This window comes from Bosea sp. 685 (assembly GCF_031884435.1).
Classification (GTDB): Bacteria; Pseudomonadota; Alphaproteobacteria; order Rhizobiales; family Beijerinckiaceae; genus Allobosea.
Genome location: NZ_CP134779.1, coordinates 1,294,589 through 1,307,796, shown reverse-complemented (window position 1 = coordinate 1,307,796; position 13,208 = coordinate 1,294,589). Strand labels below are relative to the sequence as shown.

General features: G+C 65.5%; 15 protein-coding genes. 3 read left to right on the top strand and 12 right to left on the bottom strand.

Annotated elements, in window-relative coordinates; translation table 11 throughout:
• Positions 1–23 precede the first annotated feature (23 nt).
• Positions 24–452 carry a hypothetical protein gene (locus tag RMR04_RS07290; protein WP_311913809.1) on the top strand — a complete coding sequence of 143 codons (429 nt, stop codon included), beginning with the start codon at positions 24–26 and terminating at the stop codon, positions 450–452.
• 16 nt (positions 453–468) lie between these two features.
• Here the strand turns inward: RMR04_RS07290 and RMR04_RS07285 are convergent, their stop codons facing one another.
• From RMR04_RS07285 to RMR04_RS07250, 8 genes are all read right to left on the bottom strand, one after another.
• On the bottom strand, positions 469–1,113 hold the full coding sequence (locus RMR04_RS07285) for a class II aldolase/adducin family protein (RefSeq protein ID WP_311913808.1): 645 nt from the start codon (positions 1,111–1,113) through the stop codon (positions 469–471).
• On the bottom strand, positions 1,110–2,216 hold the full coding sequence (mtnA, locus tag RMR04_RS07280; RefSeq protein WP_311913807.1) for an S-methyl-5-thioribose-1-phosphate isomerase: 1,107 nt from the start codon (positions 2,214–2,216) through the stop codon (positions 1,110–1,112). The genes RMR04_RS07285 and mtnA overlap by 4 nt, the downstream gene beginning before the upstream one ends.
• A gap of 4 nt (positions 2,217–2,220) precedes the next feature.
• Positions 2,221–2,748, bottom strand: a complete 528-nt coding sequence (locus tag RMR04_RS07275; RefSeq protein WP_069692795.1) for an adenine phosphoribosyltransferase — start codon at positions 2,746–2,748, stop codon at positions 2,221–2,223.
• A 74-nt stretch (positions 2,749–2,822) separates the two neighbouring features.
• Positions 2,823–3,701 carry an S-methyl-5'-thioadenosine phosphorylase gene (locus RMR04_RS07270; protein WP_311913806.1) on the bottom strand — a complete coding sequence of 293 codons (879 nt, stop codon included), beginning with the start codon at positions 3,699–3,701 and terminating at the stop codon, positions 2,823–2,825.
• Positions 3,702–3,854: 153 nt separating this feature from the next.
• Positions 3,855–4,736: a cytochrome c1 gene (locus tag RMR04_RS07265; RefSeq protein ID WP_311913805.1), complete on the bottom strand. Its 882-nt coding sequence runs from the start codon at positions 4,734–4,736 to the stop codon at positions 3,855–3,857.
• Positions 4,737–4,743: 7 nt separating this feature from the next.
• Positions 4,744–6,027, bottom strand: a complete 1,284-nt coding sequence (locus tag RMR04_RS07260) for a cytochrome b (protein WP_311913804.1) — start codon at positions 6,025–6,027, stop codon at positions 4,744–4,746.
• 56 nt (positions 6,028–6,083) lie between these two features.
• On the bottom strand, positions 6,084–6,635 hold the full coding sequence (petA, locus tag RMR04_RS07255; protein WP_311913802.1) for a ubiquinol-cytochrome c reductase iron-sulfur subunit: 552 nt from the start codon (positions 6,633–6,635) through the stop codon (positions 6,084–6,086).
• A 222-nt stretch (positions 6,636–6,857) separates the two neighbouring features.
• Entirely contained in the window at positions 6,858–8,723 is a 1,866-nt protein-coding gene (locus RMR04_RS07250) for an ABC transporter ATP-binding protein (protein ID WP_311913801.1), read from the bottom strand.
• A gap of 118 nt (positions 8,724–8,841) precedes the next feature.
• Between RMR04_RS07250 and RMR04_RS07245 the strand changes: the two genes are divergently transcribed.
• Positions 8,842–9,387 carry a tRNA (cytidine(34)-2'-O)-methyltransferase gene (locus RMR04_RS07245; RefSeq protein WP_311913799.1) on the top strand — a complete coding sequence of 182 codons (546 nt, stop codon included), beginning with the start codon at positions 8,842–8,844 and terminating at the stop codon, positions 9,385–9,387.
• 34 nt (positions 9,388–9,421) lie between these two features.
• Positions 9,422–10,291 (top strand): oxygen-dependent coproporphyrinogen oxidase, encoded by an 870-nt coding sequence (gene hemF / locus RMR04_RS07240; RefSeq protein ID WP_311915762.1) that lies wholly within the window; start codon positions 9,422–9,424, stop codon positions 10,289–10,291.
• Between the two features lies 1 nt (position 10,292).
• Here hemF and RMR04_RS07235 read toward each other — a convergent pair whose 3' ends face one another.
• From RMR04_RS07235 to RMR04_RS07220, 4 genes are read right to left on the bottom strand one after another with little or no spacing between them, the layout of a single operon-like run.
• Entirely contained in the window at positions 10,293–11,546 is a 1,254-nt protein-coding gene (locus RMR04_RS07235; RefSeq protein ID WP_311913798.1) for a CCA tRNA nucleotidyltransferase, read from the bottom strand.
• Entirely contained in the window at positions 11,543–11,800 is a 258-nt protein-coding gene (locus RMR04_RS07230) for a DUF6111 family protein (protein WP_311913796.1), read from the bottom strand. Before RMR04_RS07230 ends, RMR04_RS07235 begins: the two co-directional genes overlap by 4 nt.
• A gap of 21 nt (positions 11,801–11,821) precedes the next feature.
• Positions 11,822–12,481 carry a CoA pyrophosphatase gene (locus RMR04_RS07225; RefSeq protein WP_311913795.1) on the bottom strand — a complete coding sequence of 220 codons (660 nt, stop codon included), beginning with the start codon at positions 12,479–12,481 and terminating at the stop codon, positions 11,822–11,824.
• On the bottom strand, positions 12,478–13,068 hold the full coding sequence (locus RMR04_RS07220) for a DUF1285 domain-containing protein (protein ID WP_311913794.1): 591 nt from the start codon (positions 13,066–13,068) through the stop codon (positions 12,478–12,480). Before RMR04_RS07220 ends, RMR04_RS07225 begins: the two co-directional genes overlap by 4 nt.
• Between the last annotated feature and the right edge of the window lie 140 nt (positions 13,069–13,208).

The following is a 13,208-nucleotide window of genomic DNA, read 5'->3' as shown; positions in this document are numbered from 1 at the left end:
ACGCGGTCCTTGGGGTTTGAACGATGGCGCAGAAACTGCTGCTCAAGGGAACGCTACCCTTCATCTGGAATGTAACCAACCGTGTCGGCCCGAATTTCAATGAGCCCAACCTTCAAACCGATGTCGAATTGCTGAATACGCTCTGCGTCATGTTTCAGCGGCATCCCAAGGTCAAGCAATTCGGCATCAAGGGGAAATCCCTGCCCATCAGCCGAGAGGGTATCTTCGACACGACGCTCGCCTTCTGGATCTTCCGCATGCAGCAGATCGACAAGCAGGCGGCGAGCGACGGGGTGGTGTCACCGGCGCGCGGCACATCATTTGCTCCAAGCCAGCCTTGGACAATCGTGACCTTCAACCGCTACGCCCGCGAAGCGGAGCCGGAGATGTGGGCTAACCTGAACAGGAACCCCTTCATCTCGGCGGCGTTGCGCACCGAGCTGTCGCGCTAAAGCCGGATGACGGACGTCAGCCGACCTTGCCGTAGCCTGCGAATTTCGCGCTCACCCGCGCCATCTCGGCCTCGTCGAGGATGACAGGCTCCAGCCCCGCCGCCAGGATGTCGAGATACTGCCCGGCGAGGTTCTCGACCTCCGCCACGATCTGATGCGCGCCCGCAAGCGACCCGCCCAGCGCGATGACGCCGTGATTGGCGAGCAGGACCGCCTTGCGACCCTCCAGAGCTCTGACCGCGTTCTGCGCCAGTTCCGGCGTGCCGAAGGTGGCGTAAGGCGCGCAGCGGACATCGGCCCCGCCGCAGAGCGCGATCATGTAGTGAAAGGCCGGGATGCCGCGCCGCGTGCAGGAGAGCGCAGTCGCGCGCGGCGAATGCGTGTGCACGATCGCCTGAGCATCGGGCCGCGCCTTGTAGATCTCGACATGAAACGGCCATTCCGAAGAGGGCTTGCGCGCCCCGCCGAGGACCGCCCCCTCAAGCGAGAGATGGATCAGGTCCTGGGGCGTCGTCTGCGCATAGGGCAGGCCCGATGGCGTGATCAGCAGGCCATCCCCAAAACGCGCCGAGACATTGCCGGATTTCGACGGGCAGAAGCCGGCCTTGTCGATCGCCTGGGCGACCGCGACGATCTCCGCGCGCAGATCTGCCTCGTTCATGCTGCGGCTCCGCGCGCGAGATCCGGAAAGAGAGCGGCCAGCCCCTCGACTGTAGCCGGCGCGACGCCGCGCTCGGTGATCAGCGCGGTCACGAGCCGGGCGGGCGTGACGTCGAAGGCGGGATTCACCGCCGGGCTGCCGGGCGCAACGACGCGGAACGAAGCAACTTCGCCAGCCTCATCCAGGCCTGAAAGATGCGTGACCTCGCGCGCCGCGCGCTCCTCGATCGGAATGCTGAAACCATCATGCAGGCTCCAGTCGATCGTCGGCGAAGGTAGCGCGACATAGAAGGGCACGCCATTGTCATGCGCCGCGAGCGCCTTGAGATAGGTGCCGATCTTGTTGGCGACATCGCCGGTCGCGGTCGTGCGGTCGGTGCCGACGATGACCATGTCGACCTGCCCGCGCTGCATCAGGTGCCCGCCGGCATTGTCGACGATCACGCTATGGGACACGCCATGAGCGCCGAGTTCATAAGCCGTCAGCGCCGCGCCCTGGTTGCGTGGCCTGGTCTCATCGACCCAGACATGGACGGGCAGGCCAGCATCATGAGCGCGGTAGATCGGCGCCAGCGCCGTGCCCCAGTCGACGGTGGCGAGCCAGCCGGCATTGCAATGGGTCAGGATATTGATCGGCTCGCCGGCAGGCTTGCGCGACGCGATCTCGCGGATCAGCGGCAGGCCATGGTCGCCGATCGACCGGCAGAGCGCGACGTCCTCATCGCAAAGCAGGGCAGCCTCGGTATACGCTGCCTGGGCACGCACCCTGGGCTTCAGGCCGACGAGCCGGATGTGCATGCGGTTCAAGGCCCAGTGCAGGTTGACGGCGGTCGGTCGCGTCGCGCCCAGCAGCGCCAGCACGGCTTCCAATGCGGCATCGGACGGATCGCTCCGCATCGCCAGCGCCACGCCATAGGCTGCCGTCGCACCGATCAAGGGCGCGCCGCGCACGATCATCGTTCGGATCGCGTCGGCCGCCTGCTCGACGGAACCCAGCGTCACCGTCTCGAAACGGAAGGGCAGCCTGGTCTGGTCGATGACGCAGACACGCCAGCCATCCTGTGCAAGCCAGATCGTGCGATAGGGCTGGCCGTGGATCTTCATGGGCTCAATGTCCGGAGAAGGAGACCAGCGTGCGCACCGGCACGCCGAGCCGCCTGACCTTGTCGGCACCGCCCAGATCCGGGAGATCGACGATGAAGCAGGCAGCCACGACCTCGGCGCCCAGGCTGGAGAGCAAGCTGACCGCCCCCTCCGCCGTGCCCCCGGTCGCGATCAGGTCGTCGACCAGCAGCACGCGCTCGCCGCGCTTGACCGCGTCCTTGTGCACCTCGATCTCGTCGGTGCCGTATTCGAGTTGATAGGTCACGCTGACCGTCTCATGCGGCAGCTTGCCCTTCTTGCGCACGGGGATGAAGCCGGCCGAAAGCTGATGCGCGACCGCGCCCCCGAGAATAAAGCCGCGCGCCTCGATGCCGGCGATCTTGGCGATCTTCAGCCCGGCGAAAGGCTGGACCAGCTCGTCCACGGCACGGCGAAAGGCGCGCGCATCGCCCAAGAGCGTGGTGATGTCACGGAAGATGATGCCGGGCTTGGGATAGTCCGGAATCGCGCGGATCGTATCAGCGAGGTTCATGAAAGACCGTCTCGAACGGAATGGCAGCGCCGTCTTGGTCGGGCCTCAGAGGCCCGACGTCAAGAGCGCACAGCTCAGCCGGCCTTGAGCACCCGCCCGGCAACCGCATCGAGCTTCGCCAGCAAGGCCGGGTCACGATAGTCCGGCGCGGTGATGATGGCGTGTTCGAGCGCGTTGTGCGAGCCGGCCGGACAGGGCTCGCGCTCCGCCGGAAAGTCCTGCGCCAGCCGCGCCACCAGCCGGCGCGCCTTCTCGGCATTGCCATGCAGCACCGCGATCACCGAGGCGACGTCGACGATCGAATGCTCGGGATGCCAGCAGTCGAAATCCGTGACCATTGCTACAGTCGCATAGGTGATCTCGGCCTCGCGGGCGAGCTTGGCCTCGGGCATCGCAGTCATGCCGATCAGATCATAGCCGAGGCCCTTATAGGTCAGGGATTCGGCATAGGTCGAAAATTGCGGGCCTTCCATCGTCACCAGCGTGCCACCACGCACGAAGGCGAGATCCTCCGCTGTGGCGGCGTCGGCGATACGTGCCTGCAGCACCGGGCCGACCGGATGCGAGAAGGAGACATGGGCGACACAGCCCTTGCCGAAGAAGGAACTCTCGCGCCGCGACGTGCGATCGACGAACTGGTCGACCAGGACGAACAGGCCGGGATAAAGCTCCGATTTGTAGGAGCCGCAGGCCGAAAGCGAGACGAGATCGGTGACGCCGGCGCGCTTCAGCACGTCGATATTGGCGCGGTAATTGATCTCGGAGGGAGGAATCGCGTGGCCACGGCCATGGCGCGGCAGGAAGACGATCTTGGTCTTGCCGATATAGCCGATCCGCAGGGCGTCGGAAGGCTCGCCCCAGGGGCTTTCAATGCGCTCCTCGCGCAGATCGGTCAGGCCCGGCAGATCGTAGATGCCCGATCCGCCGATGATTCCCAGAACGGCTTCGCTCATGCGTGCTTCCTCGATGTCAGACGGTACGGCCCCAATATGCAGGACAGATCAGCTTTGTATGACGGTTGTGACGACAACCGGGCAGCCGACACGTAACCCACCATAATGAAAAAGGCCCCGTCACCGGGGCCTTTCCTGATTGTCGCGGACCGCTCAGTGAAGCGGCGAACCGTCGGGCATGCGCGCCCAGACCTTCTTCTTGGTGTAGTAGAGCAGCCCCGCGAAGATCAGCAGGAAGGCCATCACCTGCAATCCGATACGCTTGCGTGTCTCGAGATGCGGCTCGGCCATCCAGACCATGAAGGCCGAGACATCCTTGGCATACTGATCGACTGTCTCCGGCACTGGTGACTTACCGTCCGGCCCCTTGGGATACTCGACCTGCCCGTCCGAAATCGGCTTGGGCATCGCGATCAGATGGCCGGGCATGTACTCGTTGTAGTTCTGCCCTGGCTGCAGCGGCGGGAAGCCCTGCGGCGCATCCTTGTAGCCGGTCAGCAGGGCATGGATGTAGTCGGGCCCCTGCTCCTGATATTGGGTGAAGATGTCGAAGATGAAGCGCGGGAAGCCGCGCTCATAGGTGCGCGCCTTGGCCAGCACCGAGAAATCCGGCGGGTAGGCGCCGCCATTGGCCGCGCGAGCAGCCTGTTCGTTCGGGAAAGGCGATGGGAACCGGTCAGCGGGGCGGCCCAGCCGATCGAACATCTCGCCCTGCTCGTTGGGCCCGTCCTTGACCGTATAGGTCGCAGCCAACGCCGCCACCTGGCCGGTCGTGAACTCCGGGCCACCAGGCTGTGCGAGCGTGCGCAGCGGGATCAGGTTCATCGAATGGCAGTTGGCGCAGACTTCCTTCACCACCTTGAAGCCGCGCTGCAGCTGGGCGCGGTCGAACTTGCCGATAGGCCCGGAGAAGGACCAGCGCTGCGCCGGCGGCTCGACGCGCCCTTCGGCGGCGAGCGCCGACGAGATCGTCAGGGAGAGCGAGAGGCCCGCAGCGAGGCCGGCGAAAGCCAGGCGAAACGAAGTGGTCGTCATGGTTTCGTCAGCCCTTGGCGTTCGGTTCTGAAGCGGTGGCGGTGGCCAGGCGCGCTCCCGAGCCACCCTTCAGCGTGTCCAGCACGGAGTCGGCGATCGAACTCGGTAGCGGCTGTGGCCGCTCGAACAGGCCGATGATGAACAGGGCGACGAAGAAGCCGAAATACAGCACCGTGAAGATCTGCGAGGCGGTGACATAGCCGCCCTCGGCCGGCATGGCGCCGAGATAGCCGAGGCCGATGCAGACCGCCACGAAGGCCCAGAAGAGCTGCCGCGCGATCGGGCGATAGCTCATCGACTTGACCTTGGAGGTGTCGATCCAGGGCAGGAAGGCGAGCACCACGATGGCCGAGCCCATGGCGACCACGCCGCCGAGCTTGTCGGGGATGGCGCGCAGGATCGCGTAGAACGGCAGGAAGTACCATTCCGGCACGATATGCAGCGGCGTCACCGACGGGTTGGCCGGGATGTAGTTATCGGCATGGCCCATGAAATTGGGCTGGTAGAAGACGAAATAGGAGAACACGAAGGTGAAGCACACCATCGCGAAGATGTCCTTGATCGTCGCATAGGGCGTGAACGGCACGGTGTCCTTGGCGACGTTCTTGACCTCGACGCCAGTCGGGTTGTTCTGCCCGACGACATGCAGCGCCCAGATGTGCAGGATCACTACGCCGAAGATCATGAACGGCAGCAGGTAGTGCAGCGAGAAGAAGCGGTTCAGCGTTGGATTGTCGACCGAATAACCGCCCCAGAGGAAGGCCACGATCGTCTCGCCGATGACCGGCAGCGCCGAGAACAGGTTGGTGATGACCGTCGCACCCCAGAACGACATCTGGCCCCAGGGCAGGACGTAGCCCATGAAGGCGGTCGCCATCATCAGCAGGAAGATGATCACGCCGAGGATCCAGAGCACCTCGCGGGGCGCCTTGTAGGAGCCGTAATAGAGCCCGCGGAAGATGTGGACATAGACGGCGACGAAGAACATCGAAGCGCCGTTGGCGTGCAGGTAGCGCAGCAGCCAGCCATAGTTCACATCGCGCATGATGTGCTCGACGGAATTGAACGCAACGCTCGACAGCGGCGTGTAGTGCATCGCCAGGATGATGCCGGTGACGATCTGCGCCACCAGCATGAAGGTCAGGATGCCGCCGAAGGTCCAGAAATAATTCAGGTTCCGCGGCGTCGGGTAGGACACGGCCGAATCATGCAGCAGCCGCACGATCGGCAGGCGCACATCCAGCCAGCGTTCGATGCCCGACTTCGGAACGTAGGAGCTATGACCACTCATGAGGAATGCCTCGGGGCTGTCTCGTATTCGAGGTAAGGCGACAGGCTGCGCATGTGTCAGCCGATCTTGATCTTGGTGTCAGTCGTGAACGCATAGGGCGGCAGCCCCAGGTTCAGCGGCGCGGGACCGCGTCGGATACGGCCAGAGGAATCGTAGTGCGAGCCGTGGCAGGGGCAGACCCAGCCGTCATAGTCGCCCTTCGGCTCGCCCGAGGCGGTGCCCGAGGGAATGCAGCCCAGATGGGTGCACTTGCCGTAGACGATGAGATATTTCTCGTGACCCGGCTTGGTCCGCGCCTGGTCGGTCTGCGGGTCGCGGAGCGTGGTGATATCGACGGCAAGCGCCTCGTCGATTTCCTTCTTGGTGCGATTGCGGATGAAGATGATCTGGCCGCGCCACGTCACCTTGATGCCCTGCCCTTCGGCCACGGGCGCCAGATCGACGTCGATGGGCGCGCCGGCGGCGATCGTCTGCGCGTCGGGGGCAAGCTGGCTGACCAGCGGCACGACAACGGCGCCCAAGCCGACTACGCCGGCCGCGCCGGTCGCTAGAATGAGGAAGTCGCGGCGAGTGGTTTCGGTCGATGTCGTATCGGTCGCGTGCGCCACGATCCAATCCTCTGCAAGTCGCTCTGGCCCGGCAATTCATCCGAGTCTGGAATGACTCGAAATTATCGCCTGAATCCGGTCTTACGGGCGTCCCGTTACCGCCGCAATGCGACGGCACGTCACTGTCGCGCTCTTTGGCATGCAGTTTGGACGAAGTCTACTGTTGCAGTGCGCTCGCCCCACCCTCTTGCGAAGCGCGGCTGGAGGCGACGGCGCGCAGCCTCAGACAGAAACCATTTCGGGATCGGCGGCGGCCAGGAACCCGCCCGATTGCCGCGACCAGAGCCGGGCATAGAGCCCGCCCCGCGCCACCAGCTCGGCATGGCTGCCGGAATCGACGATCCTGCCCTGATCGAGCACGATCAGACGGTCGAGCGCGGCGATCGTGGAGAGCCGGTGCGCGATCGCGATCACCGTCTTGCCCTGCATCAGGCTGGTCAATTGTTCCTGGATCGTCGCCTCGACCTCCGAATCGAGCGCCGAGGTCGCCTCGTCCAGGATCAGGATCGGCGCATCCTTGAGCAGCACGCGGGCGATCGCGATGCGCTGGCGCTGCCCGCCCGAGAGCTTGACGCCGCGCTCGCCGACGCGCGATTCAAAGCCCTGGCGGCCGTCCTGATCGCTGAGGCCCTGCACGAAATCATGGGCCGAGGCGCGCGCGGCCGCAGCAGTGATCTCGCCTTCCGTCGCGCCGATGCGGCCATAGGCGATGTTGTCGCCGATCGAGCGATGCAGCAACGAATTGTCCTGCGTCACCATGCCGATCTGCGCGCGCAAGCTGTCCTGGGTCACCAGCGCGATATCCTGGCCGTCGATCAGGACGCGCCCGCCAGCGACCGGATAGAGCCGGAGCAGCAAGTTCACCAGCGTCGATTTCCCGGCGCCTGAGGGGCCCACGAGACCGATGCGTTCACCCGGCTTGATGTCGAGCGTCAGGTCTTCGAAGAGCCCGCCCTGACGGCCATAATTGAAGCGCACATGATCGAAGCGGATACCGCCCTTGTCCACGACGAGCGGCACGGCGTCGGGCGCGTCGGTCAGGTCGTGGGGTTTGGCGATCGTTTCCATGCTTTCCTGCACGGAACCGATATTCTCGAAGACGCCGCGCACGAGATGGATCAGCCAGCCCGACATCTGCACCAGCCGCAGCACGAGGCCGATCGCGGCGGCAACCGCGCCCGGCGTCATCTCGCTATTGCTCCAGAGCCAGAGGCTCAAGCCCGCCGTCACCACGACGAGCAAGCTGTTCATCGTCTGCAGGATGACGCTGACACCGGTGATCAGGCGCGAGAGATGCAGGAAGGAGGCATTCCAGCGCGTCAGCGAATCACGCACAGATGAGCGCTCGGCATCGGCGCGTGCGAACAGCTTGACCGTGAGGATATTGGTGTAGGCGTCGACGATGCGCCCCGTCGTCGAGGAGCGCCCGAGCGAATTGGCCTCGGAGCGCTTCTTCGCACGCGGCACGAAATAAATCAGCAGCGCGACATAGGCCGCGATCCAGGCAACCACAGGCAAGGCGAGCCAGAGGCTGGTCTTGCCGAAGAAGCCGAGCGCCACCGTGACGAAGATCAACGCGTACCAGAGGTCGTCGATGACCTCGATCGTCGCGCCGCGGATCGATTGCCCGGCCTGGATGACGCGCGCCGAGAGGCGCCCGGCAAAATCGTTCTGGAAATAGGAGAGCGCGTGGCCAAGCGTATAGACATGGTTGCGCCAGCGGATCTGGTTGGTGATCTGCGGCACCACGACCTGGTCGACGATGGCGTGATTGGCGAAATAGACGATCGGCCGAACGACGACGAGCAGGAAGGCCGCGCCGGCCAGAAGCCAGCCATGATCGCTCCAGATCGTCTGCGGCGACTGCGTCGCCAGGAGATCGACGAACCAGCCGACCATCAGATACATCAACGCCTCGATGCCGCTGAAGGCGAGCCCCGTCAGCATGATCAGGGCCATCCAGCCCTTCACGCCCTTGATGTGGTGCCACATGAAGGGCCACACGCCACGCGGCGGCGTCTCGCGCTCGTCGAAGGACGCGAACACATCGATGCGGGTTTCGAGATAGCGGAACAAGGCGGCAAACATGGTGTGCCCGCTCCTTTGGGCCGGATTGGCGTCGAAATCTTGAACCGATATGGGACGTGCTCGCGGCAAAGGCCAGCGTCCTTGACGCATGTCGCGCCGCCAGCCCATGACAGCAGCCATGTTGCGCCTTGCCCTCTACCAGCCCGACATCCCGCAGAATGCCGGCACGATGATCCGGCTTTGCGCCTGTCTCGGCGTCACGGTCGACATCGTCGAGCCCGCGGCGTTCGACGTCTCGGATCGGCATTTCCGGCGCTCGGGCATGGATTATCTCGAACGCGCCGCGATCGCGCGCCATGATTCCTTCGCCGCCTTCGACGCCTGGCGGCGGGCGGCCGGCCACCGCCTGATCCTGGCCGAGACCGACGGCGCGAACACGCACACTGCCTTCGCCTTCCAGCCGGGCGACATCGTCATGGTCGGGCGGGAGTCGGCCGGCGTCCTGCCGGAGGTCTATGCGGCGGCCGAGGCGAGCGTGCATGTGCCGATGCGCTCCGGCTTGCGCTCGCTCAACGTCGCGGTTGCGGCCGCCATCGTTCTGGGCGAAGCCTTGCGGCAGGTCGGTGGCTATCCAACGCCATCGCCAGAAACGGCGCGGGGAACCCTCTCCTCTTTGATGAAATCCTGCGACGACGGTGACGAGCATGACCGAATACGAGGCTGAAACCCTGGCGGAATCGATCGCGTTCGCCGAAGCCATGAAGCCGCGCGCGGCCACCTGGTTCGCCAGCCTGCGCGACCGTATCTGCACCGCGTTCGAGGCGATCGAGGACGAGGCGACCGGCCCTTTCCCGCCCGAGGCCTCGACCCCGGGACGCTTCGTGCGCACGCCCTGGCAGCGCAGGAATCATGACGGCACTGAGGGTGGCGGCGGCGTCATGTCGGTGATGCAGGGTCGCGTCTTCGAGAAGGTCGGCGTCCATGTTTCGACCGTCCATGGCACCTTCCAGCCTGAATTCGCCGGCCAGATCCCGGGCGCCTCCGAGGATCCGCGCTTCCATGCGACGGGCGTCTCGCTGATCGCCCATCCCTGGAATCCGCATGCGCCGACCGTGCACATGAACACGCGCTTCGTGGTGACGACGAAACCCTGGTTCGGCGGCGGCGCGGACCTCACCCCGGTCCTGGTCCGACGACGCTCGCAGGAAGACCCGGATGCGATCGCCTTCCACGCCGCGATGCGCGCCCCTTGCGAGCGCTTCGCGCCCATCGCCGACTATCCCCGCTTCAAGCAATGGTGCGACGAGTATTTCTTCCTGAAGCATCGCAACGAGCCGCGCGGCATCGGCGGCATCTTCTACGACTATGTCTGGTCGGGCGAACCGGAGGGCGATTTCGCCTTCACGCAAGCGGTCGGCGAAGCCTTTCTCGGCGCCTATCCCGCCATCCTGCGCGCCAATATGGCGACGCCCTGGACGGAAGAAGACCGCCACGAGCAGCAGGTCCGGCGCGGCCGCTATGTCGAGTTCAACCTGCTCTATGACCGCGGCACGATCTTCGGGCTGAAGACCGGCGGCAATGTCGACTCGATCCTCTCATCGCTGCCGCCGACCGTCCGATGGCCGTGAGCTAGCCGGCTAGGGCGGAGATCGCGCGATAGACGAAAGCCGCCTGCTCCACCTGTCCGGCCGGGCACCCCGCCTCTATCCAGGCGCTCCGCGCCGCCTCCAACACCCGCCCGACCTTTGGCCCCGCCGGGACGCCACAGGCCAGCACGTCTCGACCGCTCGGCAGGAAAGGCGGCGTCCGGTCGAGATCGGCGATCAGCGCCTGCGCTTCCTCCCCCCTCAGCTCTCCGGCACTCGCCGTGAGGAGGACGAGCCCTGCGGCCACGGCATCGGCACCAATCCGCTGCGCCAAGCGACGCAAGGTTGCGATCGTCGGCGAAACGGCACGCCCCGATAGCGCCTCAAGCGCAGCCGCGATGCGCTCGACCCTGTCGAACTCCTCATTCGAGAGGCGCAACCGCTCGCGCAGCCGGAGCGCGTCCTCGCCGACAGCGACAGCCAGAGCCGCCAGCCGGAAGGTAGGGCAGAGCTGCGCCTCCCTTCCCGCCTCCGCATCCCCACCCACGGTCGCCGCAAAACGCGACAGATAGGGCACGCCGCCGATGAGCGGCATCAACAGCCCCGCTCTGGCCATCGCTGTGACGGCACCGACCGCGCCGGGCGCGACCAGCAGCTTCAGCAACTCAGCCCGCACGCGCTCCCGCGACAGCCCCTCCAGCCCTGCGCGCCCCAAGATGCAGGCCGCGAGCCCCAACGGATCGGGGCCCCCATGTCCATAGCGGGCATGAAACCGGAAGAAGCGCAGGATGCGCAGGTAATCCTCGCGGATGCGCTCGGCCGGATCACCGATGAAACGGATGCGCCGCGCGGCGAGATCCGCCAGCCCCTCGCCATAGTCGTGAAGGCCGCCATGCCGATCAAGGCCCAGCGCGTTGATGGTGAAATCGCGCCGCAGCGCATCCTCAGCGAAGTCGCGCCCGAAGGCGACCTTGGCGCGGCGCCCATCGGTCTCGACATCGCGCCTGAGCGTCGTCACCTCGAAGCTCGCCCCGTCGCGGACGAGCGTCACCGTCCCATGCTCGAGGCCGGTCGGAACCGCCTTATAGCCTGCCGCTCGCCCAAGCCGGATCGTCTCTTGCGGCAGCGCCGTGGTGGCGAGATCGACATCGCCGACGGGCTCATCGAGCAGAAGATTCCTGACGGCCCCGCCGATGATGCGGGTCTCCTCGTCCTTAGGGTTCAGCGCCGCGAGCACGGCGGCAACGGCGGGCCGCGCCAGGAAGGCCGCGATCCGCCTTGTCGCCGCATCGTTCATTTGAACCGTCCCGGTACAAGCTCGCCGTTTTCCATATGCGGCGGCTCATAGGCGCCCCGGTTGCGCGGCGCGATCCATCCGGCGACGAAGAAGAAGGCGATACCCAGGGCAAGCCCCAATACAGAGAGCCGGAACAGATGCGGGCTCCAATGCTCGACATCGAACGGATTGCGCCGCCTGAGCACGAGATAAGCCGCAAAGGCGCAGAAAGGCAGGACGAAGAGCAGGAACTCCTCGATCAGCGAACGCAGCATCGGCGTTTCTTCCCAGTCAGGTCAGCCGGCGAGCCGTTCGTAAAGGTTGCGGATCATGCCAGCGGTTGCACCCCAGATATAGTGATCCCCGAACGGCATCGCATAGTAGGTGCGATGGCGGCCCTCCCACAGGCGTCCCTCGCGATGGTGATTGGCGGGGTCGAGCAGAAAGGCGAGCGGCGTCTCGAAGGCTTCATCGACCTCATGCCGGTTGATCGTCAGCGAGAATGGCGGCTCGATCAGCGCGACCACCGGCACGATGCGATAGCCGGTGCCGGTCAGATAGGCGTCGAGAAAGCCGAGCGTCCGCACCTGCTGGCGCGGCAGGCCGATCTCCTCTTCCGCCTCGCGCAGCGCCGTGACCACCGGCGAGCCATCGACGGCATCGACCCGCCCACCGGGAAAGGCGATCTGCGCGGAATGGCTGCGCAACGCCGCCGCGCGCCGTGTCAGCAGCACAGTCGGCCCTTCCGGGCGAGCCACGATGCCGATCAGCACCGCCGCCTGTATCACGGTCGCCTCGTCGGGCATGGCAAACGGCTCGGACTGCAGGTCTTCGGGCTGCATCTCATGGTCGCCGCGCAAACGGCTGATGAGGTCGCCAAGCGCAGGCGGCTCGTGGCGCAACCGTTCGCGCGCCAGCGCCGCGAACGCATCCGCTGTCAGGTTCAACGCCGTCATTCCGCCTCGCCATCCTCAATCTCACTGGCCGGCACGGCCGGGTAGAACGCACCGCCAGCAGCCACGCCGAACATCGCTAAGCCGTCGACCTCACGCACCTCGCCGAGCGCGAGCAGGTCATAGGTCACGGCCCGCGTCACCCGCGCCCAGAGATCGCGCCTGACGTGGATATAGGGTTTGAGCCCGCCCTTGGCCGCGCGCTCGAAGCGAATCGCATGGCCGGGCCCCGCGCTCACGAGGTCATCGACCTGCGTCCGGAACGCCAGCGAGCGCCCTTCCCCCTCGCCATCCACCGCCATCTCGACGGCCTGGAAAGGCGCGTCCTCGACCGTGATCCCGACCTTCTCGACCGGGGTCACGAGAACGTAATCAGCGCCGTCCTTACGCAGAACGGAAGAGAAAAGCTTGACCAAAGCAGGCCGTCCGATCGGCGTTCCCAGATAGAACCAGGTGCCGTCGGCAGCGATGCGCATGTCGATATCGCCGCAGAAAGGCGGATTCCAGCGCTCGACCGGCGGCAGTCCGCGGCTCTTGCCGTCGCGCAGCGAACTCAGCAGCCGGTCCATGGCGGAGGCTGATTCTGTCATCGAAAACCCCGGCTGCGCCGCATGCGGCATATTGGTTGCATCGCGTTCTTTGCCTTGAACTCCACATAATCGTGAAGCGGAGTTTATGTGCACTGCGCCATCGGGCCCCTTGAGCCGGCATGGCGACCCGTCCACACTCA

Coding starts and splice junctions, on each gene's coding strand:
- RMR04_RS07265 (WP_311913805.1), bottom strand. CDS start 4,736: ATGACGACCACTTCGTTTCGCCTGGCTTTCGCCGGCCTCGCTGCGGGC.
- RMR04_RS07230 (WP_311913796.1), bottom strand. CDS start 11,800: ATGCTGCGTTCGCTGATCGAGGAGTTCCTGCTCTTCGTCCTGCCTTTC.
- RMR04_RS07225 (WP_311913795.1), bottom strand. CDS start 12,481: ATGACGGCGTTGAACCTGACAGCGGATGCGTTCGCGGCGCTGGCGCGC.
- hemF (WP_311915762.1), top strand. CDS start 9,422: ATGAAGCCGCGCGCGGCCACCTGGTTCGCCAGCCTGCGCGACCGTATC.
- RMR04_RS07290 (WP_311913809.1), top strand. CDS start 24: ATGGCGCAGAAACTGCTGCTCAAGGGAACGCTACCCTTCATCTGGAAT.
- RMR04_RS07235 (WP_311913798.1), bottom strand. CDS start 11,546: ATGAACGATGCGGCGACAAGGCGGATCGCGGCCTTCCTGGCGCGGCCC.
- RMR04_RS07270 (WP_311913806.1), bottom strand. CDS start 3,701: ATGAGCGAAGCCGTTCTGGGAATCATCGGCGGATCGGGCATCTACGAT.
- RMR04_RS07250 (WP_311913801.1), bottom strand. CDS start 8,723: ATGTTTGCCGCCTTGTTCCGCTATCTCGAAACCCGCATCGATGTGTTC.
- RMR04_RS07275 (WP_069692795.1), bottom strand. CDS start 2,748: ATGAACCTCGCTGATACGATCCGCGCGATTCCGGACTATCCCAAGCCC.
- RMR04_RS07220 (WP_311913794.1), bottom strand. CDS start 13,068: ATGACAGAATCAGCCTCCGCCATGGACCGGCTGCTGAGTTCGCTGCGC.
- RMR04_RS07285 (WP_311913808.1), bottom strand. CDS start 1,113: ATGAACGAGGCAGATCTGCGCGCGGAGATCGTCGCGGTCGCCCAGGCG.
- RMR04_RS07260 (WP_311913804.1), bottom strand. CDS start 6,027: ATGAGTGGTCATAGCTCCTACGTTCCGAAGTCGGGCATCGAACGCTGG.
- mtnA (WP_311913807.1), bottom strand. CDS start 2,216: ATGAAGATCCACGGCCAGCCCTATCGCACGATCTGGCTTGCACAGGAT.
- RMR04_RS07245 (WP_311913799.1), top strand. CDS start 8,842: ATGTTGCGCCTTGCCCTCTACCAGCCCGACATCCCGCAGAATGCCGGC.